The organism is Bacillota bacterium (assembly GCA_013178125.1).
GTDB lineage: Bacteria > Bacillota > SHA-98 > Ch115 > JABLXJ01 > JABLXL01.
On the sequence record JABLXJ010000002.1, the window covers coordinates 116564 to 138739 of the forward strand.

Genomic DNA, 22176 nt, shown 5'->3' on the forward strand with positions numbered 1-22176 from the left:
AGCAGGATAATGAAGGTCATAGAAAGATCGGAGGAAAGCTCGGAGAAGGGTAGAAAGGGTGAGATAGCCTTGGCGGCCGGCATTCGTTGGCCTCACGGGCCCCATGAGCCGCATAAGCCTCATGAGCCCCACGATTTTAAATCACATGATGAATCCCATGAACGGATCACTGAAGGGGTCAACCCACGAAGCTCAAATCTTGATCTTCGAACTACAATTGAGATTCTATCCATTATGAATCAAGAAGACAATGAGGTGCCCAGGGCAGTGGCGCTCGAGCTCCCCGAGATTGCGGCGGCGGTAGATGCGATCGTGTCGAGGTTGAGGGCAGGTGGGAGACTGGTTTATGCCGGTGCCGGCACGAGTGGCCGTATGGCGGCGTTGGATGCCCTCGAGATCCCACCTACGTTTGGAGTTGACCCTGGCATCATCAGGGCGCTGGTGGCCGGAGGACCCGCAGCGTTCACACGCCCCGACGAGGCGGCGGAGGATGATTTCGAGGCAGGGAAGAGGGATGTCGAGGAACTTGTCCCCACAAGATCCGATGTCGTTATGGGGATTGCCGCAGGCGGGCGTACACCATATGTTCTTGGGGCTATGAAGGCGGGCCGTTCAGCTGGTTCGTTTGTAATCGGGCTCGCATGCAACAGGGGAACGCCTATGGAGGGGATCGCGGATTTAATGATACGTCCCATAGTAGGTCCAGAGATTATTACCGGTTCCACACGGCTAAAGGCTGGAACTGCCCAGAAGCTCGTGCTTAATATGATAAGCACGGCGGTGATGACGCGCCTCGGCCTCGTATATGATGGCTTCATGATCGGCATGCGGCCCGTGAATTCTAAACTCTGGGAGCGGGCACGCAGCATCGTCGCCTCCATAAGTGGGGTTGGTGAGGTGGAAGCCGGAGCCGCGCTCAACTCGGCCGGGGGCGATATCAGGGTAGCGGTGCTCCAGTGCATGGGGAATATGGACGTTGAGGATGCGAGGCAGTTGCTCGCGAGTTCGGGCGGGAACCTCCGCGAGGCTTTGACGAGAATCAACGGGGAGGGTAACCAGAGAGAGGGACATCAGGGGAAGGGATATCAGGGGGTATGCGGTCTTGAATGAGGAATGCTTTCTCGGTTTTGATGGGGGGCAAAGCGCAAGCCGTTGCCTTATCGTCGATGCAGAAGGGCATGTGCTGCTCAAGGCCGTTGGCCCACCATTTGAACATATTGATGCCCCTGGCGGCAAAGAGAAGATAAGGCGCGCCTTTGGCGAGTGCCTCGCCGGGGTTACTGGGGCTACCGGGGTTACCGGCGGTAGACCGTATGCGGTTAAAAGCGCGTTCCTGGGCCTCACGGGGCTGTGGAGCCCCGAGTCGCCGGAGGCGGGTCCCATCCTTGAAATATTCCGTTCGGTGCTCCATGTCGGCCGCCTGAGCCTGGATAGCGATTCCGTAAGCTGCTGGGCGGGGGCCTTCGCTTGCAGGCCCGGCATCGTGCTGGCCGCCGGCACTGGCGTTGTGGCCTACGGGGTCAGCCCGGGCGGGCGGAGCGTCAAGGTGGGCGGCTGGGGTTATGTCATGGGGGACCTCGGCAGCGCGTTCGATATTGGGCACAAGGCGCTGATTTTGATCGCGGCGGAGAGCGACAGAGGGGGACCGCGGAGCCTGTTAACCTCCCGAATACTGGATCACCTGGGTGCGGCTGATCCGAGGGAGCTGCAGAGAAGGCTATACAGGTTGGAAGAACAGCGGCAGGCGATAAGCTCCCTGGCCTCCGTTGTGGCGGAATGCGCCCGGGAGGGAGACCAGGGGGCGGCTCAGATACTGCGCGAATCGGGGTGTCATCTTGCGGAGCTTGCAATAACGGCGATACAGAGACTCGACTGGCTTGACAGAGACGAGAGAGACGACAGAGATGATAGGGACGATAGAGGTGATAGAGATGACGGGGATGAGGGGAATGGCGGGGGTGCGGCGCTAGCTCGAGAGCCGCGGGAGCGGGGGCCGGCGGTTGGATCGGGACCCGGCCCGGGACCGGTGCCGGAATCGATGTCTCCTCCGGTGTCAATGTCGCCCGTGGTCCCGGTCGCATGTGCCGGGGGGGTATTCAAGGCTGGTTCATTACTCAGAGATGCGTTTCGTGCCGCTGTATTGAGTAGATTTAATAATGTGTGTTTCGTTGAACCCAGCTTTGAACCGGTAGTAGGGGCGGTTCTCCTGGCCTGGCGACAGGCCGGGGTCGAGATCACCCTCGAGCGCCTCAAGGCCCTGACCGAGGGCATCAGCGGGTGGAGTGATTTGGATTTAAGGACAGATTGGTCGGATCCAACGACGGAGAAGAGGGCAGGGGACCAGGTTGATGGAGCAAACGCAACAGCTTGATAAGCTACTTGACAGGGCCAGGAAGGTTCTGGAACAACTAAGAGGTGGATTAATAGTTTCATGCCAGGCCACATACAGTGACAGCCCGGCCAATAGCCCCGACTTTCTGGCCAGGATGGCCCAGGCGGCCGTCCGCGGCGGGGCCCGGGGTATCCGCGCCAACAGGCCGGAGAATATCCGGGCGATCCGGAGGGCGGTAGAAGTCCCCATAATCGGGCTTTATAAAGAATCTATCCCTGGGTATGAAGTTTACATAACGCCCACATTTGAGCATGCCAGACTTGTGGTGGAAGCCGGGGCGGATATAGTAGCGCTGGATGGCACTTTAAGAGACCGGCCGGGGCCCGAGGATTTAGGGGCGATCGTCAGGAGGATCCGCACAGAGCTTGGTGCGATGGTGATGCTGGACATATCAACCATTGAGGAGGGCTTGAAGGCAGCGGCGCTCTCGCCCGACCTGATCTCCACGACTCTGTCGGGTTATACATCATATAGCCCCAGGCTGGATGGCCCCGACCTGCGTCTGGTCTGGAGCCTTGCGGCGCGGAGTGATATTCCAGTAGTTGCCGAGGGACGCATCGAGTCCCCCGAACAGGTGCGGGCCGCTTTCGAAGCGGGCGCTTTCGCGGCGGTCGTCGGGCGGGCTATAACGGATCCAGAGGGGATAACGCGGCGGTATGCCGCAGCAGCTGAAAAAAATCGGGTGCAATTCCCGCAGGATTCTCAAGGTCAAGGCGAACGCAACAATGCTGAAGATGTGTGAGCTGAAGATGCTTGACCGGTGATTGATAGTCAGCGATAGATTGGGTTGGGTATCGCCGGATTAGATATTACCGGGTCAGGTATTGCCGGGTTTGCTTCGAGTTGGGCTCAGGCTAATTTGATGTTGGAGCTATACCTATACCGGGAAGCTTGTTCGAATAGGTGCTCTCGAATGGAGGTGATGCGGGAGAATTCGGGTAAAAGATATTAGCAGGGGGCCGGAAAGAGCTGTCTTGGCGGTTGGGGTAGTTGGCGTTTAGGAAGAGAGAGATTCGCCAGGGGAAAGGGAATGGATGAATAAATAAAAGGGAGGTTTATTGGAATGCGGTATAGTCGGAAGGTCGTCAACACGCTTCTTTTAGTCCTGTTAGGTATCTTTTTGGCCGGGTCGTTAGCGGTGGAGGCTGCTGGGGACAAACCTTTCAAGGGCCAGTCCCTGGTCCTGCTTTACTTTGAGGCTACTTATGCGAATGCTGCACGAAAGGTTGTCCCCGAGTTCGAGGAGCTTACGGGCGCAAAGGTTACGTTAGTTACGGCTCCGTATGCAAGCCTTTACGAGAAGGAGTTCACGGCCCTGGTGACCGGAGCCGGCGGATTTGACGTGATGCAGGTTGCATCTCAATGGGACGGGCAATTTGCCCCATACTTTGAGCCCCTTGATAAGAGGCTCAAGGCCGATTCTAATGCAATAAAGATCGATGATTTTGTGGTGGGCGTTGCCAGAGCTACCGGCATCTGGAGGGGAGTCCGTTTTGGCATCCCGAACGCTTGCGATGCGTATGGGATCATCTATCGCACCGACATCTTCAAGAACGCAGGGATAAAGGCAGACCCGGGGTGGTCATGGGACGATTACATGAGCATCGCCAAGAAGCTGACAAAGGGCGGCATGCAAGGTACAAGTATAGCAGGAGCCAAGGAGCAGCTCGATGCGTTCTGGACGGCCCGTTACTGGTCTATGGGCGGTCACCTGATGAGCCGTGACTGGAAGACCCCGCTACCCCAGAGGGATATAGCCGTAAAGGCGATTGATATGATAATTGCGCTGAAGCCCTATATGCCCCAGGGGGTTCTTTCCTACAACATCCCTGATGAGAATGCGGCCTTCAACCACGGGCTCGTGGCCATGGCAGAGCTCTGGCCTAGCCTGATCAGAGGCGAAGCAAGTGATCCCACGAAGTCTAAAGTAGTTGGGAAATGGAGTATAATACCTTACCCGAATGCGTCGCCCCAGCTTAGCTCCTGGAGCCTTGCGATCCCCAAGAGCGCTAAGGCCAAGGACCTTGCATGGGAATGGATTAAATTCTACACAGCCGAAAAGAAGCAGCGGGCCTTCCTGGAGGAACTCGGCATCGGCCCGACCCGGAGGGCTATCTACCAGGATCCTAACGTGATCAAGAAGCATCAGGATTTCCCCAATATGCTGATATCGCTCAATGGGGTGAGACCGAGATTCCGTATAGCTCAATCACAGGAGGCATTTGATTTCCTCGATGATCGCTTGAATGACGCCCTGACGGGGACGATGACGTCAAAGCAGGCAATCGAGTCCATAGCGCAACAGTGGAAGCAGATAATCTCCGATAATCCCCCGGAGGGTGAGTATACTGACGATTATATACCCCCATTTGATAAGTAGCGAATTGTTGCCGGTGACTGCCGACAACTGGCGGGGACTGGCGGCGTAAGGCAGGCGCCAGTCCTCGCCAGCTCGCCAGCATATATAGCCCGGGCTCGTGCACGTTATGCCTACGTTACCCGAGCTGAGGAGCTTTAGACGAGTTAGAGAGGTGTTCAAAACATGAATACCGGTGCCGCCCAAAGATACCTACCCGCTGGTTGGAGGCGGAAGGAGTGGTATGCAGGAGCAACCTTTCTTATCCCTACCGTGCTGTTTTTGGGGTTTACTTCCCTGTATCCACTCATCTATGCCTTGATACTGAGTTTTCACCGCCTTGACCTCAAGTTTGGGACAGAGGCTCGCTTCATAGGCCTGGGCAATTACCTTCGGGCCCTGACGGACCCGTTTTTCGGCAAAAGCGTTATAACTACAGTTTTATTTGTGATTATTACGGTAGCTGGGGAAACGGTCCTGGGGATGGTGATAGCCCTTTTAGTATCGCAACAGAGAGGCTATTACCGTTTGGCAAGATCTCTTCTGCTGATCCCCTTGGTGATGACCCCTGTGGTCATAGGCATCCTCTGGCGAATGCTGTTTAATCCGGATTTCGGCCTCATTAATTATATTGTGACATTGCTTGGCGGTCATAAATTATCATGGTTGGGCACCCCAAGCCTCGCGCTGGTTGGCGTTATGCTGGTTGATATTTGGGAGTGGACTCCATTCGTTGCCCTGTGTTTTGTATCAGGGATTACCGCCCTCCCTTATAATACCGTCGAAGCCGCCCTCGTTGACGGTGCTTCTTCATGGCAGCTTTTTTGGAGGGTCACGCTCCCGCTCCTGCGGCCCGTTATTCTGGTCACCGTATTACTGCGGCTCCTAGACGCCTTTAAGGTGGTCGACACTATCTACGTCATGACCGCGGGAGGCCCGGGTAATACGACGAAGCTTCTCAGCCTCTTCATCTATGAGATGGGGTTAAAATACTTCAATATTGGGTATGCATCCGCTCTTTCCTGGATCTTCATCGTATTAATGCTGGTTCTAACATTCTATTTCCTAAAGGAAAGAGGATCCGCGTTATGACTAGAGGAGAGAACATGAACGACCGTGTGACGATCACGACCGGTGGGTATAGTATAAACCCTGGACAGGTGTCAGTACGTGCCGGACTGAATAAACAGCAGGGGAGAAACGGGCAGCAGGAGAGAAATAGCGCCCGCAGGCGAAAGATAGCCTCAACGTTGAGCTCGGTAACCGCAACATATCTCTTGCTGGCGGTCATCCTGGTGCCTTTCATCTGGCTGATATTTACTTCTTTCAAATTCCCTGTTGAATTTCTGAGCTGGCCTCCGACGTTCCTCCCGAGGAGCCTGACCATTGAGAACTATCGCAGAGTGCTCCACCAGCCTCTCCTCCTGAATTATTTCGCCAACACCTTCATAGTCGCCAGCGCTTCGACATTGCTGGCGCTGGCAGTGGGGTCGGCAGCTGCCTATAGCCTGACCAACGTGAAGTTCCCGGCGAGGTTAAACGCCATCTTTGCCGTATGGGTCCTGATTACGCGCATGTACCCTGCGATCGCTACGGCTGTCCCGTATTTTATGCTTATAAAGAATCTGGGTCTTTTGGACCACAGGCTGGCCCTGATCATCACCTACACCAGCTTCAACCTTCCATTGGTTATCTGGTTTATGCTGGGTTTCTTTCAGGGCTTGCCCGAAGAGATCAACAACGCCGCTATTGTTGATGGATGCAGCCTCTGGCAACGCTTTTTCAAAATAGGCTTGCCCCTTGCAGCTCCGGGGCTCGTCACATCTGCGATCCTTTCCTTTATACTTGGGTGGAATGAATTCCTGTTCGCCGTGATCCTGACATCCATCAAGGCCAAGACTGTGCCTGTCGTGGTTGCGGGCTTCATCACCGATAAGGGTCTGGAGTGGGGCGAGATGTCCGCTCTCGGCAGCATGTTGGTGATCCCGGTCATCATCCTGGCGTGGCTGGCCCAGAAGTATTTGATCCAGGGGCTGACATTCGGGGCGCTAAAGGAGTAGCCGTATATATAGATGCCAAGCCCAGAGTTCAATAAACGTGCTGTTTCGCCGGTGCCGGCGTTCCGCATATATTCTGCGCCTGGTTCAATTCTGAGCTTGGTTATCTACAGCTGCGTGGGTCAGCAGTTGGGTGGGCCGGATTATTTCGAGATCTAGGGCGGGGTTGTTGCTCTCAGCGGACTGAAGGCTTGGAAAAGCGTGCCACATTATTGCTATGATTACGACAGATTAGGATATAGAATTTGACACGGGACGTAGATATGGGGGGGCGAGCCGAGTGACATCGAGGGAACGATCTATCAGGGCGATGAGACCAGCAGCCGGGATGGGCGGGAGGGCGGCGATGCCGGATAGGGTGCCGGTCGTGCCTCTTATCGATACCTCATATGCCGGCCGGGTTTATGGACTACTCGTATCCCAAGGTTTTCTCGACCCCGGGAAGCATGCCCGCTCGCTGATCTCATGTTTTGAACGGCATCCCGGCATTGACGGACTTTCGATAAACCTGTGCCTCTCTGAGAGCGTGATCCTGGATATAGCCCAGCGCGAGGGCGGATTCCGGGTGAAAACCGTGGGCGGGCTTACATGGGAACTCCCATATGATGACATAGGGACGCCTGTGGAGCGGGACATAGTAAGCTTCGATGATGAACGCCTCTATTCGGATGATCCGTTCGCTGCAGGCATTGTCGAGACTCTAGAGTATTTCCCCAGGGATATCCTAGATAATTATCTCATCAACGTCGGGCTTACGGGGGCGTACTCCCAGGTAGTTTTCCTCATGGGGCTGGAGCGAGTGATGGTTGGCATGATAGATGATCCTGACGGCGTGAGGCGCGCCATCGAGGCGCGGCTACCCTTCGCGTTGCGCTGGGCCGAGAAATTGGCGAGCCTCGGGGCCCCGTGCATATGGATAGGCGAAGGCACGGCATCTTCTACGTTAATCTCGCCGGCGATGTATAAGGAATTCGTCCTCCCGTATGAACAGGAGGTTATTTCATATATACATTCGCTGGGCATTCCATGTGTAATCCATATCTGTGGTAACACGAACCCCAGCCTCGATCTCATTGCCCAAAGCGGGGCCGAGTGCTTCGAGCTCGACTGGCAGGTTGACCTCGGGCATGCAAAGAACATGATAGGGGGCTCCATGTGTCTGAAGGGGAACCTCAATACGACGCTGCTTGCTGAGAGCGGGTCGGAAGAGATCTATCAGGAATCATGTAGATGTATTCGGGAGGCGGCGGCTGGGGGCGGGTTTATTTTGAGCAGCGGGTGCGCCGTCGGTAGAGATACGCCGGGCGAAAACATCGATGCAATGGTTAGGGCCGCAATGGAATATGCGTATTAATGTTTTAGCCTGAAATTGCCTATGGGGGAGATCAAGTTGTCGAATCCGCTCGAGCGCTGCATGAAAGCTATAAAGCTTGAAGAGCCTGACCGGGTGCCGGTAATCCCATTAATTATTCGGCATGCCGCGAAAATTGAAAAGGTATCATTAAAGGATTATTCTCTCAACCCTGAACTCCTTGTGCAGTGTCAAGTAGCCGCTCTCGAGAGATATGGCTATGACGGCATCCATGTTACCTCGGATAATTGGATCCTACCGGAGGCGGTGGGCTGTGAGATAACATGGCCGGGCGACGAGCCGCCTGTGCTGCTGCGAAGCCCACTCAGCGATAGACGTGATATTGACAGGTTGCGGCTCGCGAACCCTTATGTTGACGGCAGGATGCCCCTCAGGCTTCAGGCGACGGGAATAGCCATGAAGGCCGTGGGCGACAGGTGCTGCGTGAAGGTCAATTTCGACCAGGGGCCGTTCAGCCTCGCATCCGCGTTGCGAGGAATACAGCAGTTCTTTCTTGATTTGCACGATGATCCTGTATATACCCTCGAGTTGCTGGATTTTTGTGCGAGAGTGGTCGCGGAGTTCGGGGTTGCAGCAGCCAAGGCCGGAGCTCACGTGCTTACCTTTGGGGATTCGGTTGCGAGCCTTGTTAACCGCGAAGCATATGAGCGGTTTGCTTTTCCCTTTGAGAAGCGGGTTATCCAGGAAATTCACCAGCGCACTGGCGGGGTGCCTGTTTTCCTGCACATCTGCGGCGATACAACGCGCATTTTAGACCTTATGGCTCAGACCGGGGCCGACGGCCTCGAAATAGACTACGCTGTCGACCTGGCCTTCGCCAAGCGGACAGCCGGGGAGGTCACATGCTTGGAGGGCAATATAGCCCCCTCGGAGGTGCTGCTGCAGGCCGGGCCCGACAGGGTGCTCGAGGAGGCTCTGAAATGTATCCAGGCGGCGGGCCAGGGCGGTGGCTTTATCCTCAGCTCCGGCTGCGAGGTCCCGCCTGACGCCCCGGCAGAAAACATCCTGGCGATGGTGCGTGCGGCGGAGGTTTACGCGGAGGGCTGATATATATGGCTTCGTAGTCATAAATCGCGCTAGTTTTCACAGATTTCGATATAAATTGCGTAGCTTACTGAGCATTGAATTGCTCAGTTATTTGTGTAATAATTAAGCTGTAAAGATGTATAGTAAATGAAGAAGATGCGCATAGGTGGTGATTGGAATGGCACCGGGTGGCAGGCTTATGTTTACTAGAGGTCAGTTAATTCCCTCATCAGTCTTCGCGAAGAAATTTGGTTCATTCTTACAGAAGGTAAAAGATCACCCTGTATTCATTACTCATCGAAGCGGGGATATAAAAGCGGCCTTCATCGATATTGATGAGTATGAACGCTTAAAATCTTCTGAGGAAGAATTGGCCGAACTCCATCTCATTGCCGAGGCCAGCGACCGCCTCTTGAGATTTATTAAGGGCAAGCAACGCACATATAGCTTCGATGATATACTGTCTGAAGAAGGGCTGACAAGGGATGAGCTGGAAGATTGAATTCCTACCGGAAGCCAGGGATGACTTGAAGCGATTAGACGGAGATCAACGGAAGCAAGTCCTAAAGTCCATAAAGAAGTTGGAAATGGATCCGTTGGGCTACGGTTCACCTTTAGGCAGTAGATCAGGACGAAATTTGACAGGTTTATACAGCATTAGAGCAGATAACAGGTCACTCCGGGTGATTTATGCGATCTTCGATACCAGCATTCAGATAGTGCTAATCATTGTTATCGGCAAGCGTGAAGACTTTGCTGCCCACAATGAAGCAGAAAAGCGCAAGGCATTCTATAATGAGCTCCTTAATTTCTTGGAGGGCTCCGTAGATCAGGATAGTTTTGAATCCACTCTTGCCAGGATTTTGAGGAAAAGGTCGTGAGCTCATCCTACGGGTTCTTTACATCCGCTATATCCGCGAATTATCTACGATTCTCTTATAGAGTCAGCCAACTCCTTGATTTGCCTCTGGTCTATTCTGGGCTGCAACCCAAAATCAAAATGTTGGAGCATACTGCCCTATTCATCTCTCCATCCCGAACCTTACGCGCGCTAAGAAATTTTTGAAAAGCTCTCTAATCCAGAGGAGGATTTTAGGTTAGTATGTAGAATTAATAAAAATTAGGAACGTTACCAAATGGTTGTTATCATGTAGATTAGTATACGATACAGGTGTAATGTACAAGATGTCGAGAAAGTCAACTCAAATACCGCAGCTGTCACAGGGTAATCCCAATGAACTGATTCCGTCACTGGGGGGTAAGCAAATCAAAAATCCGACGATAAAGGATGTAGCCGCCATTGCAGGCGTCTCGCCCTCGACGGTTGGACGGGTTATAGGTGAGTACGGCTCTACTAGTGCCAAAGCACGAGAAAGAGTGGCTAAGGCAATAAAGCAACTAGGGTACAAGCCCAATGCCATAGCGAGGAGCTTGAAAAGTCGGCGAACGAGGACCCTTGGCTATCTCTTGCCCATCATAACAAATCCGTTTCACGCCCAAATCGCTAAGGGGATTCAGGACGTAGCCAATGCGCACGGCTACAATGTGATTCTATGTAGTACGGGTATGAATGCCCAGAGGACTTCTGAGTTGGGGCGAGTTTTGCTTGAAAATAGGGTTGATGGGATCGTTCTCTCGCTACCTGGTGACGATTCTGTGTTTGGACTAGTGGAGGCCTTTAGAGATAGTGGGATTCCTATCGTAGTTTGCCATGGTTCCAGGAGGATAGCCGGCGTTGATAAAGTCATGTGTGACGATGCTAGAGGCGGGTACCTGGCAGCGAAACATCTCGTAGACTTCGGCCACCGGCGGATTGGCATAATAGCTATAAAAGATAGCACCACGAGTTCCTTGAGACTAGATGGATGCCGGAAAGCACTTGGTGAGGTTGGGATCGATCTCTCTCCTGAACTAGTAATGGAAGTTCCGGATTTCTCGCAAGAAGCTGGTTATACCGGGACGAAGCTTTTATTAATGCGTTGTGAACAGCCCACTGCCATAATTGCGTTCAACGACCTTATGGCCCTGGGTGCGATGGATGCCCTGGCAGAGGAGAATCTAGGGGTGCCCGGGAACGTATCCGTAGTTGGCTTTGATAATACATTTGCCGCAGTTATGCGTCCGCGCCTCACGACGGTGGCTCTCCCGATGTATCAGGCTGGTCAGATTGCCGCACAGCTTTTGTTTGAGCGTATTAATGGACGTTATCGCGGAGAACCGAGAGAGGTGAGCCTTCCGGAGGAACTCATCCTAGGGGGGTCCTCTACCGTGCTGAAAATACGGGCTTGATGAGAGTTGTCTTCAACTGGATGGGGGAGTTTTGTCCAGTACGAGCCTCCCGGGATCTTCAAGTGGGAGATGGATGAATGACTTGGAGGGGCAGGTCAAGCTTGTATCGTGAATCTATCGCGAATCTACAAAAGGACGCAAATGGGGGTGGAAAACTAAGTACCGACATGATATGTCAGCTGTTATGAGGGTTAGCTGCGGGTAAATGGAGCGGGCTGAAAATAGAGTTACTAAGGAGGTTATGGAAAAGTGAAAAGAAACCTTGTTTACATTTTGTGTGCAGTAGCCTTACTTGTCCTGATATTTGGGTTTGCGACGGGTACCATGGCGGCTAGTTCGACAACACTACATATCTATGGCGTATTCCCGCCGAACCCGAAACAGGCTGAGGCCCTGCAGAAGGGTTTTCAGGCTATTCACCCCGATGTAACCTTGAAATGGCACAGATTTCTTGATGAACGCTTTATAGAGTCTTTCATGGCGGCTCGTACAGCGGGGGAACCGATTGACGTAGTTGCTTTGAATGGACAGGATTTGCGCTTTTTTGCAACTTCCGGTATGCTTGAGAATCTTACGCCCTTTGTAAAAAATAAGGAAGCCTATTATAAAATTGGGATTGACCCATACACCATCGGGGGCAAGCTATGGGCTCTCCCTGGTCTCAGTCCCGGGGTGGTTAGTATGGGACTCTATTATAACAAGTTGATATTTAATAAATACGGACTTACGCCCCCCGAAACCTACGCGGATATGGTAAAGATAGCTAGAACGCTCCGCAGCCATAATGTTGAGCCTCTGGTCCATGAGGGCGGGGTTACCTATATGTGGCCTCTATGGTATTTCTTCACCTTTGCCCAAACGAGCAAGAACCGTTCAGTAGAACGCACAGCGGATATCCTGGAGGGCAAGGGGAAATTCACCGATGCCGACTCGATGGAGGCAATGAGAGCGATTCAACAATTTGCTAAAGATAGAGTGTTTATCACTGGCGTGAATAGTATGTCTCGTGATCAGGCTGCGCAGGCTTTTATGAATGGGAAAGCGGCCATGTGGGTAGCTGGTTCTTGGATGAATCCGCAGTTCATTCAGAAGGCAAAAGAAGAGCCCAAGATCTTCCAACCAGGTCGTACTCATTTCCCTATATTGGTCGAAGGGGTTATCCCAGAGGCACCTGGTGGGCCGCCGCCTGCGATCGGTATCTACAGGGGATCCAAGAATAAGGATCTAGCTAAAGACCTGGTTCTTTATTTAGCTGGTCCGGAAGCAACGGAAATCGTCGCAAGTCTAGATCAATTCGGGCGTGGTGCAGGTTATGCCTTACCTGAAGTGAAAGGTGCACCAGGAGAGCTCAACGAGCTGACTCGAAAGGACTTTCCTCGCACCGTAGTCTGGCTCGACTGGTTTTGGCCGCCGGAGATCACCCGGGTTTTCCAGACAGAAATACAAGCTGTGGTCGGTTTGCAGCGTAAACCTGAAGATGCGATGCTGAACATCCAAAAAGAATTTGATCGTCTGGTTGCCAGGGGTTATAAATTTAGTGGGGTGGTAGAGACTACAGCCGCTGAATAAAAACTCATTAATATAACTCAATTATTAGATGCGTAATCTGTGTAATGTTATCCTCACCAAATTAGGAAACATGGGCTTGGCGGGAGGGCGGTTGCCAGCCCTCCTTTTCCCTTCTTAGTGATGAGTCGGGTGCGTTCTTGAGTAACGCGTCAAAACCCGGAAAGTCTGTGGCGCCGCATATGGGGGTGCGTTTACGTTGACTCAGAATGTGATCCGCCGAAAATCGGTAATCGCCACTTTTACTCCATATTTACTTATAGCGCCGGCTCTAATCCTATATTTAACTTTTACAGCTTATCCGATCCTCTATGGAATATGGTTGAGTCTACTTGACTGGGATGGCTTTTCTCAAAATATGATATTCGTCAGCTTTCGGAATTTTAGCGAGATCATTCTTCATGATCAATTATTCCGTTTATCTTTGTGGCACAACGTGATCTATACCCTTGGAACCGTCATGGCCAAGACTATAGTAGGGTTAGGCTTGGCACTTCTCCTTAATAGGAGTACCAAGATGCTAGTTGTATATAGAACTGCAATTTTTATTCCGGTAATCTTATCGTTTGTAGTGGTCGGGATGATGTGGTCATGGATCTTGAACCCAATATTCGGGCTCGCCAATGCCCTCTTCAAAACACTTGGTCTCGGTTTCCTGGCCCAGGATTGGCTTGGCAATCCTCGCCTTGCATTATACACTGTGATGTTTGTCGATCTTTGGAAATGGGCCGGGTTCCATATGGTATTATTTCTCGCTGGACTTAAGGGAATTCCCGAGGTGCTTTACGAAGCTGCAGCTATTGATGGCGCTACCCCGTGGCAGCGGACGATTCGAATCACCGTGCCTCTCCTCTCAACGCCAGCTTTCATGGGAGCTGCACTGGCCATCATTGGAGGATTTGGTGTCTTTGATCTAGTTTATGTACTTACTTCGGGTGGTCCCTATAATGCTACTGAAGTAGTAGCTCACCACATGTATTTGCAAACCTTCAAGTTTCGCCGAGTAGGGTACGGTGCAGCAATGGCCTGGATCCTCTTTTTGATTATACTTCCGCTGGTCATTACACAGGTCCGATCTATGCTTCGAAATATTCAGGAGGCCTCTGGCTAGACTTTAACAGGGCACTAAGGCTTGACTTGAGCTTATTCTATTTCTATTCAGGCGGATTTTCAACGCGTGGATCGTGGGGGCGACTTAGGAATGAATGATCTAATTACGGGAGGGACTTCTTCGGTGCTTAGAGGAATGGCTAGAGGGCGTTCCTCGACGACAGTATTAGCCTGTGCGGCGCCAGGAATAAGGGGGAGACGTCTGTTAGCCATATTACTAACTCACGCGGTACTAATTATTTGTTCAATTATCGCCGGCTATCCTATTGTTTGGCTCGTGTTAAATTCTTTTAAGACCGAAACGCAACTTTACTCAAATACCTTTAGTATTCCGACGGTAATCAATTGGGAAAACTACCGCGAGGCTATTGAACTTTCGAGGATTGGGACATTCATTTGGAATAGCATTTTTGTGACTACATCTACAGTAATAATTGTAGTGTTTCTTGGTTCATTGGCCGCTTATGCCTTTGCAAGGCTTAGATTTAGGGGCCGAGAGATCCTATTTTACACCTTCCTTATATCGATGATTCTCCCTCCCACGGTCAGTATTATTCCCCAGTTTACCGTAGTCGTAAAGCTTCACCTGATTAATACTTATTTCGGTTTGATTTTACCCTATGCCTCGGGGGGGTTAGCCTTTGCAATCTTTCTTTTCCGCGGGTTCCTGGCAGGTCTCCCCCGAGAGTTGGAGGAAGCGGCTCTTATCGACGGTTGTTCGTTACTGCGGGTCTACTCTCAGATTGTAATTCCCCTATCTAAGCCTATTATCGCCACGGTTACTATCTTTCAATTCATGAATACCTGGAATGAGTTTTTCTGGGCGTTATTGGCAGCCCAGGACCCTACGGTAGCGACGATTCCAGTCGGGCTCATAAATTTCTCGACACAATGGGTAACTAAATGGCCATCTCTTTTCGCTGTTTTAACTCTGGCGGCAGTTCCCATTATTATCGTTTACGTAGCCCTTCAGGGACAGTTCATTTCGGGTCTTACCTCGGGCGCATTAAAGGGGTAAGAAGTTATTGAGAACGGCCCTCAGCAAAATAATATTTATATCACACACCCAAAAACTGAGATGGGGGATATCCATGCATAAATCAAGGATGATCCATGAAACGTTTGAAAAAGGGGAAGGCATCCTCAGGCTAGTACCCACGTTTGTGCCGCGACGCTTTGGGTTGCCTGGCTACAGGTTAAGGTTACATCTTGATGACTACTACGCTCTGGGGACCAAACGAGGGGCAATCAAGGAACGCTGGTTTTCTTCTGTAATCGCTGCAATGAATGGTGAACTAGCGCCACCCGACGAAGGCATGAGTTATGTGGCTCCATCTGATAACATCGAGGATAAGTTCCTTTTCAAGGATGCCGTCGATGAGCTCGGAGCTCAGCTCATCGGGGAAGAGCTAAAGGCGAAGTATGGTACTTGGCCTATGTACGCTAAGTTTTTTGATTATGAGACACCTCTATTCCACCACCTTCATCTCGACGATCTGGCAGCGGGGCGTGTTGGCCGACTTGGCAAGCCAGAGGGCTACTATTTCCCTGTACAGCTCAATAACTATCTCGGCCAGTTCCCGGTCACGTACTTTGGCTTTGATCCGGATGTTACAATTGAACAGGTTAAGGAGAGGTTGCTGAAGTTCGAGACTTCCGATAACCGTATTACTGAGCTTTCTCGAGCTTATCGCATAGAGCTTGGAACCGGTTGGTACACCCCGCCGGGTGTGCTCCATGCACCGGGTTCTTGTTTGACATATGAACCCCAATGGAATAGCGATGTCAACTCAGTCTACGAGAATATTGCGGCCGGGGAAGTGTATCCGTACGAATTCTTGGTCGAGAACTGCCCTGAGGATAAGAAACGCAATATCGAGTACATTTTGGGCCTTATGGATTGGGAGAAGAACGTGGACCCGTATTATAAGAGACACTACTTCAGGCCACCCGTGCTCTGCGCGCATTCAGATGAACGTCACATTGAAAAATGGATTATCTATGCCAATGATTATATAGGAGCCAAGGAGCTAACAGTAATGCCGGGCCAGACGGTAACGGTGAAGGACGCTGCCGCTTATGGTTGCATCATTATCCAGGGACACGGGAAACTGGGGGTGTATGATGTTGAAGCAGCGATCATGCTCCGGTTTGGTCAGTTGAGCGCTGACGAATACTTCGTTAGCGAAGAAGCAGCAAGAAAGGGAGTAACCATTGCCAACTATAGCCGCTGGGAGCCCATGGTTATCCTCAAGCATTTCGGCCCGAACCACCCTGAAATGCCAAGATTAGTTCCGAGCGAAGGAGAGTAGATGATGATGAGGCCACAGAACGAGGTCCAATTGGGGGTGATATTATGAAGAAAACTGGCATTCTAAATAAAGACGTATCTGAAGTCGTAGCAAGTATGGGACACTACCAGAGTCTCGTGGTCTGCGATGCCGGTTTCCCTATCCCTGATGGGGTGAGAAGGATCGATCTGGCTCTGGAGGAGGGCCTACCACGCTTTCTTGATGTGCTGCGAGTTGTCTTAAAAGAGCTGCAGGTCGAGCAGATAGTCATCGCCAGGGAGACCATAGAGTGCTCGCCATCCAGGTATCGGGAAATAACCGATATGTTCCCGGGGCTCACACCGAAGATCGTATCACATTCTGATTTCAAAGAGATGTCTAAGAATGCCAAGGCTTGTATACGAAGCGGGGAGTGCACGCCGTACTCAAATATCATTCTTGTCTCAGGTGTGACCTACTGAGGTTGGTATAAGTAGGCAAACGAATCTTGATTACCTGTTCGTGAGACGGCCACTCCAGCCCCATTAGTTGGAGCCAGAATTCATATCCTCCCCAGACATCAAGATTATCGCCAGTTGCTATAGATGAAAAGAAACAATGTAGAAAGGTAATGGGTAAGTATAATAAAAATAATACAGGGGGAGAGGTAATGCGTACATTTGTTCTTGAAAATGAGAACTTGCGTTTGGAGTTTGACCGTTGTAATGGTGCATTAATAGGGTTAACCGCTGTTAAAACTGGATGGGAAATCCTAAATCGTCCTCATTTGGGACTTTCCTTTCGTTTGATGGTGCCCCTGCCGAAACGCCGCAATAACCCGGTATTTGGCGAAAAACAGTCGGTTACATCAATTGAGGTCAGTCCCGATAATCGGGGTGCGACTTTTGTATGGGACGGCGTCACCTCAGAACATGGTGGAAAGCACGACATCAAATTAACCTTAAAAGTGAATTTAACTGCACAGCAGGTGGTATTTTCACTGAATATCGAGAACAATTCCCAGTACACAGTTGAAAATGTCTACTGCCCATATTTGGGCGATATACAACATCCACCAGCCGAGGAATGGTTTAAGACTTTCATTTATCGCTATGCCACCGCGGAGGAGTGGTCTTTATGGCCTACTTTCCAGAATCTGCGTGGTTATTACGGCGTTGACTATCCTACTCAATTTGGCCCGTGGTCTCCCAGTTGTGGTGCGCCGATGTCGCCGTTTTGCTTGCTGCGGGGTGCCAAACAAGGCCTTTATGTCGGCATTTGTGAACCAAGCCCTGAGCTGGTCGCGTGGCATGCTGAATTGCGTCCCGGTTATGGAAGTTCGATAGATGCTAGGGTTCCGGAGGGATTAAGTATCGGCGGCAAAGATGTTGCCACCCGGTTTGCTGCAGTGCATATACCTTTTATAATGCCCGGAGAGACACGTTCTTTGACTCCGGTGGCACTGGAGGCCTTTGAAGGAGGCTGGCAAAAAGGCGTTGACATTTACAAAGAGTGGCGCAGCAGTTGGATGGAAACGCCTCAGGTTCCGGAATGGGCACGAGAACCCCATTCCTGGCAACAGATTCACATCAATTCTCCGGAAGATGAATTGCGTATGTCATTTCGTGACCTGGTAAAAATCGGGGAAGATTGTGCCAAACACGGTGTAAAAGCTATTCAGCTTGTAGGATGGAATGATGGAGGCCAAGACCAGGGTAATCCTTCCCATGACCCTGATCCGCGACTTGGAACATTTGAGGAGTTGAAAGAGGCCATTGCCAAGATACAGGCGATGGGCGTCAGGGTGATCCTGTTCTCTAAGTTCACATGGGCTGACCGCGCCACCGAGAGGTTCCGAAAAGACCTTATCCGCCATGCCATTAAAGATCCCTACGGCGATTATTATGTATATCAGGGATATCAATATCAGACTGCGACTCAGCTCTTAGACATCAATACTAAGAGACTGATCCCGATGTGTTTCCTATATGAGGAATATCTCAAAGTCTGTGAAGAAGAATTCAAAAAGACTATCAAGCTGGGAGCAGACGGCATACTTTTTGATGAGTGTCTCCACCATTCACCCGCGCTGCTTTGTTTTGATAAAAGTCACGGCCATCGCTATGGTGCGCCAGTTTATGCTAATGACCGCAAGCTTATTCAGCATTTCTCGCGCTTATTGCCGGAAGGTAAGGAATTCCTGTTTGCAGGGGAGGCCTGTTACGATTGGGAATTTGAGGCTTACCACTTATCCTACCACCGCAGTGAGAGTAAAGAACACATTCCTTTAACACGATACATGCTTCCCGATGTGCCATTGATGACTGCCGTAACCGGTTTCAATGACCGAAATATGATTAACCAGTGCCTCATGTACAGGTACATCATTAGCTATGAACCATACAACTTCAAAGGGCGGCTTGATGATTATCCGTTGACGGTGGCCTATGGTAAGCAAATGGATCAACTCCGTACCGAGCTTCGAGAGTATTTCTGGGATGGGGAATTTCGTCATGAATGTGGTGCAACTGTTACCACGTTAGATGGTCAACCATATCATCCTTATGCGGTATTCATTAATCGGACTAGTGGTAAAGCCGGGATAGTAATATCTAACTATGACGAACACAAAGGTGTAATTGTTAAGGTCAAATTGAATGATGGAAGTTCTTTAGGTCGTTATCGTTTGGTGGATGATGCGACATGGAAATCTACAGAAGACGGGATTATCATTCCGCCTCAGTCAGCTGCCGTTGTAGTGGATTAGCGGCGACCATATCCCCGAGGCCATCACCACAAGGCTTGAGTTCCGAGTTCGACAGAGGCTAGATACACAAGGGGGCTGAAGTGCACCAATACCAAGGCATTCGGCCCCCTTAATCCTTAAACGGTTGCCTCGGCCAGCCCGTTGAGTGTGTCCCCGGCACTCTTCTCTCAGCATTTCTGGTCCATAGTACCGCGTCTATATGCTCTCATCAGGATCTTTTATGCTGCTCCGCCTAACGAAAAATATTTTTGAGATACGGAAGGATTTCCTTTATCTACGTTGAATATATCAAATAACACAATACGATAATGATTTTCGCTATGCGGAAAATCAAGTAGGATTAGGAAGATGTCTAGTATGGATGATGATAGACGTTCAGGACTTGTGCAGTCCATTCAACGGGCATTCCGAATCATCGAATTCATGGCTAGCGGGCCGAGGGAAGTAGCGCTCACGTCAATAACTTCTGCGCTCGGTATGCATGTTGCGACGGTTCACAGGATACTTGCTACCCTTATCTCCCTGGGTCTTGTTGAGCAGGTGCCGGGGAATAAAAAGTACCGGCTGGGGATGAAAGCTATAGAGCTTGGAATCGCAGCTCTCGGCCAGATAGACTTGCGGGAGGAAGCTACCCCATATCTCAGGAAGCTCATGGAACTCACTGGTGAGACTGCAAACCTTGTGGTGCTCGATAGGGACGAGGTCGTATACATAGACAAGGTTCAAAGCAGCGCATCCCTCGGGATGTTTGTGAAGATAGGCAGGCGTGCCCCGGTTTACTGCACCGGTGTGGGCAAGGTGCTCACATCAGAGATGCCTGAAGATGAGGTTAAGGCGATCCTTTTAAAGAGCGGCATGGAACGGCTGACTCAAAACACGATTTGCAGTGTGGAGGGTTTTCTTGAGGAGCTCGAGAGGACCCGCGAGAGAGGATATGCCCTCGATAATGAGGAGTGTGAGCCTGGGGCGAGGTGTGTTGCAGCCCCCCTGAGGGATCACACCGGGCGCATAATCGCAGCTGTGAGCGTATCAGGTCCATCGGTCAGGTTCACTGAAGAGAGACTGCCTGAGCTTATCCAACAAACGATGGAGGTCGCAGCTGAGATATCAAGGAGGATGGGGTACAGGGAAAAGGCAGAAGAGATAAGCGGGTTGGATGCCTCTAAAGGCAGGGGCCGTAAGCTTGCCCAAGCATCCGGGAAATAGGACTTGTGACTGATAACAATACATAAAAGCTTTAAAGCCAATGATCGAGGGAGTGTTTATATGAAGGTAGCAGAGGTCGTAGTAAAGATTCTAGAAAGTGAAGGGATAGATACGGCATTTGGAATACCCGGGGCATCTATAAACCCCGTGTACAAGCACCTCGGCCAGTCCTCAAAGATACGCCACTATATAGCACGACATGAAGAAGGGGCGGCCCACGCTGCTGATGGCTATACGAGGGCGAGCGGCAAGATGGCGTGCGCTATAGCAACAAGCGGGCCTGCGGCAACCAACTTCGTGACAGGCCTCTATACAGCACAGATAGATTCTATTCCAATTGTCGCGATAACAGGCCAGAACACAAGGGCGCAGCTTGGTAAGGAGTCATTCCAGTGCGTTGATATCGCCACCATAGCAGAACCTGTTGTGAAGGGGGCGTGGTGCATAACCGAGCCTGCGCAGGTGCCCGGGATAATGAGGGGAGCCTTCAAACTTGCAAGAGAGGGTAGACCGGGTCCTGTTCTCTTGGATTTACCCTTGGATGTGCAGATGGCTGATATCTCATACGACCCTGATGTCGACTCTCCGCTTGCCTGGGAGAAGCCGAAGCCGGATCCCAGGAAGATCGAGAAGGCTATCGACATGATCCTCTCTGCAAAATCCCCCATCCTGCTTCTCGGAGGCGGGGTCATATTAGCCGGTGCAACAGAGGAGTTTGTCAAATTTGCAGAATACATGGCCCTTCCGGTTGTGACAACCTACATGGGTAAGGGCGGGATATCGCCTGATCACCCGCTCTATTGCGGGCAGGTGGGTATCCAGTGTAACACCAGGTTTGGGAATAAGGCGTTTTTGGATTCAGACCTTGTAATAGGGATAGGGTGCAGGTTCAGCGACCGCCACACAGGAGGGCTTGACGTTTACACCAAAGGCCGGAAGTTCATCCATGTTGACATAGAATCGACGCAGATAGGCAGGATCGTCCCCACAGAGCTCGGGATAGTATCGGATGCAAAGCTTGCACTTGAGGCCTTACTTAGTGCGGCAAAGGAGAAGACCAAGAGGCGAGAGCCGCAGGGTTGGGTTAGTGATATCCCGAGGCTACGGGGGGAGATGGAGCGAAGGCTCAAGTTCGATAACGTTCCGATCAAGCCCCAGAGGGTATTCTATGAGTTGAATGAGTTCTTCGGTGACGATGCCATCTTCACGGTAGGCTGTGGCCTGGTCCAGATATGGTCAGGCCAGTTCCAGAGGGCGTCCAGGCCAAGGCATTACCTGCCGTCAGGCGGGGCAGGGACGCTTGGTTATGAGATTCCAGCGGCAGTAGGGGCAAAGATAGCAAGGCCCAACAATCCTGTAGTAGCTGTAGTTGGGGATGGAGGCTTCTCCTTTATGGGCGAGGAGCTCGCCATGGCGTGCCAGTATGACATCCCTGTAGTTATCGTGATAGTGAATAATGGGTATTTGAGCCTGATAAGGCAGAATCAGAAGTATGCATATGACTTCGAGTATGGTGTCGACCTGTGGTACAAGGAGAAGATGATAGATTTCGTGAAGATAGCGGAAGGTTATGGAGCTAAGGCTGAAAGGGTTGAGGATCCGGCTGAGATATCAAGGGCGCTAAGGCGGGCTGTGGATTCCGGTAAGCCTTACGTAATAGATGTCATCGTGGAGAGGCAGACCGATTGCTCGATGGGAGTGGATATCGATAAGGTGAGGGAGTTTGAGTAACATCACTTTTCAAATCGAATTATAAATGGATAAG

At 51.3% G+C, this 22176-nt stretch carries 19 protein-coding genes; all 19 read left to right on the forward strand.

Annotated features, from left to right (window positions below):
- Positions 1–9 precede the first annotated feature (9 nt).
- Positions 10–1110, forward strand: a complete 1101-nt coding sequence (gene murQ, locus HPY71_02810; GenBank protein ID NPV52435.1) for an N-acetylmuramic acid 6-phosphate etherase — start codon at positions 10–12, stop codon at positions 1108–1110.
- Positions 1103–2371: a hypothetical protein gene (locus HPY71_02815; GenBank protein ID NPV52436.1), complete on the forward strand. Its 1269-nt coding sequence runs from the start codon at positions 1103–1105 to the stop codon at positions 2369–2371. Before murQ ends, HPY71_02815 begins: the two co-directional genes overlap by 8 nt.
- A complete protein-coding gene (locus tag HPY71_02820) occupies positions 2349–3134 on the forward strand; it encodes an N-acetylmannosamine-6-phosphate 2-epimerase (GenBank protein ID NPV52437.1) in 786 nt (261 codons plus the stop codon). The genes HPY71_02815 and HPY71_02820 overlap by 23 nt, the downstream gene beginning before the upstream one ends.
- Positions 3135–3455: 321 nt before the next feature.
- On the forward strand, positions 3456–4772 hold the full coding sequence (locus tag HPY71_02825; GenBank protein ID NPV52438.1) for an extracellular solute-binding protein: 1317 nt from the start codon (positions 3456–3458) through the stop codon (positions 4770–4772).
- A gap of 162 nt (positions 4773–4934) precedes the next feature.
- A complete protein-coding gene (locus HPY71_02830) occupies positions 4935–5840 on the forward strand; it encodes a sugar ABC transporter permease (GenBank protein NPV52439.1) in 906 nt (301 codons plus the stop codon).
- The gene (locus tag HPY71_02835; protein NPV52440.1) at positions 5837–6808 is read left to right on the forward strand and encodes a carbohydrate ABC transporter permease; all 972 of its coding nucleotides are present in this window, start codon (positions 5837–5839) and stop codon (positions 6806–6808) included. The genes HPY71_02830 and HPY71_02835 overlap by 4 nt, the downstream gene beginning before the upstream one ends.
- A gap of 277 nt (positions 6809–7085) precedes the next feature.
- Positions 7086–8159, forward strand: coding sequence for a hypothetical protein (locus HPY71_02840; GenBank protein ID NPV52441.1), 1074 nt, complete (start codon positions 7086–7088; stop codon positions 8157–8159).
- Positions 8160–8180: 21 nt separating this feature from the next.
- Positions 8181–9224, forward strand: coding sequence for a hypothetical protein (locus HPY71_02845; protein ID NPV52442.1), 1044 nt, complete (start codon positions 8181–8183; stop codon positions 9222–9224).
- 145 nt (positions 9225–9369) lie between these two features.
- A complete protein-coding gene (locus HPY71_02850) occupies positions 9370–9705 on the forward strand; it encodes a hypothetical protein (GenBank protein NPV52443.1) in 336 nt (111 codons plus the stop codon).
- The gene (locus HPY71_02855) at positions 9689–10084 is read left to right on the forward strand and encodes a type II toxin-antitoxin system RelE/ParE family toxin (protein NPV52444.1); all 396 of its coding nucleotides are present in this window, start codon (positions 9689–9691) and stop codon (positions 10082–10084) included. The genes HPY71_02850 and HPY71_02855 overlap by 17 nt, the downstream gene beginning before the upstream one ends.
- Positions 10085–10388: 304 nt before the next feature.
- Positions 10389–11492 (forward strand): LacI family DNA-binding transcriptional regulator, encoded by a 1104-nt coding sequence (locus HPY71_02860; protein NPV52445.1) that lies wholly within the window; start codon positions 10389–10391, stop codon positions 11490–11492.
- A 249-nt stretch (positions 11493–11741) separates the two neighbouring features.
- Complete coding sequence (locus tag HPY71_02865) at positions 11742–13061, forward strand: extracellular solute-binding protein (GenBank protein ID NPV52446.1); 1320 nt, start codon at positions 11742–11744, stop codon at positions 13059–13061.
- A gap of 196 nt (positions 13062–13257) precedes the next feature.
- A complete protein-coding gene (locus HPY71_02870; protein NPV52447.1) occupies positions 13258–14169 on the forward strand; it encodes a sugar ABC transporter permease in 912 nt (303 codons plus the stop codon).
- Positions 14170–14259: 90 nt separating this feature from the next.
- Positions 14260–15186 (forward strand): carbohydrate ABC transporter permease, encoded by a 927-nt coding sequence (locus tag HPY71_02875; protein NPV52448.1) that lies wholly within the window; start codon positions 14260–14262, stop codon positions 15184–15186.
- A 73-nt stretch (positions 15187–15259) separates the two neighbouring features.
- Positions 15260–16480, forward strand: coding sequence for a hypothetical protein (locus HPY71_02880; protein ID NPV52449.1), 1221 nt, complete (start codon positions 15260–15262; stop codon positions 16478–16480).
- Positions 16481–16524: 44 nt separating this feature from the next.
- Entirely contained in the window at positions 16525–16920 is a 396-nt protein-coding gene (gene rbsD / locus HPY71_02885) for a D-ribose pyranase (GenBank protein NPV52450.1), read from the forward strand.
- 188 nt (positions 16921–17108) lie between these two features.
- Positions 17109–19205: a hypothetical protein gene (locus HPY71_02890; protein NPV52451.1), complete on the forward strand. Its 2097-nt coding sequence runs from the start codon at positions 17109–17111 to the stop codon at positions 19203–19205.
- A 357-nt stretch (positions 19206–19562) separates the two neighbouring features.
- On the forward strand, positions 19563–20411 hold the full coding sequence (locus HPY71_02895) for an IclR family transcriptional regulator (protein NPV52452.1): 849 nt from the start codon (positions 19563–19565) through the stop codon (positions 20409–20411).
- Between the two features lie 60 nt (positions 20412–20471).
- Positions 20472–22142, forward strand: a complete 1671-nt coding sequence (ilvB, locus tag HPY71_02900; GenBank protein ID NPV52453.1) for a biosynthetic-type acetolactate synthase large subunit — start codon at positions 20472–20474, stop codon at positions 22140–22142.
- Positions 22143–22176: the final 34 nt, after the last annotated feature.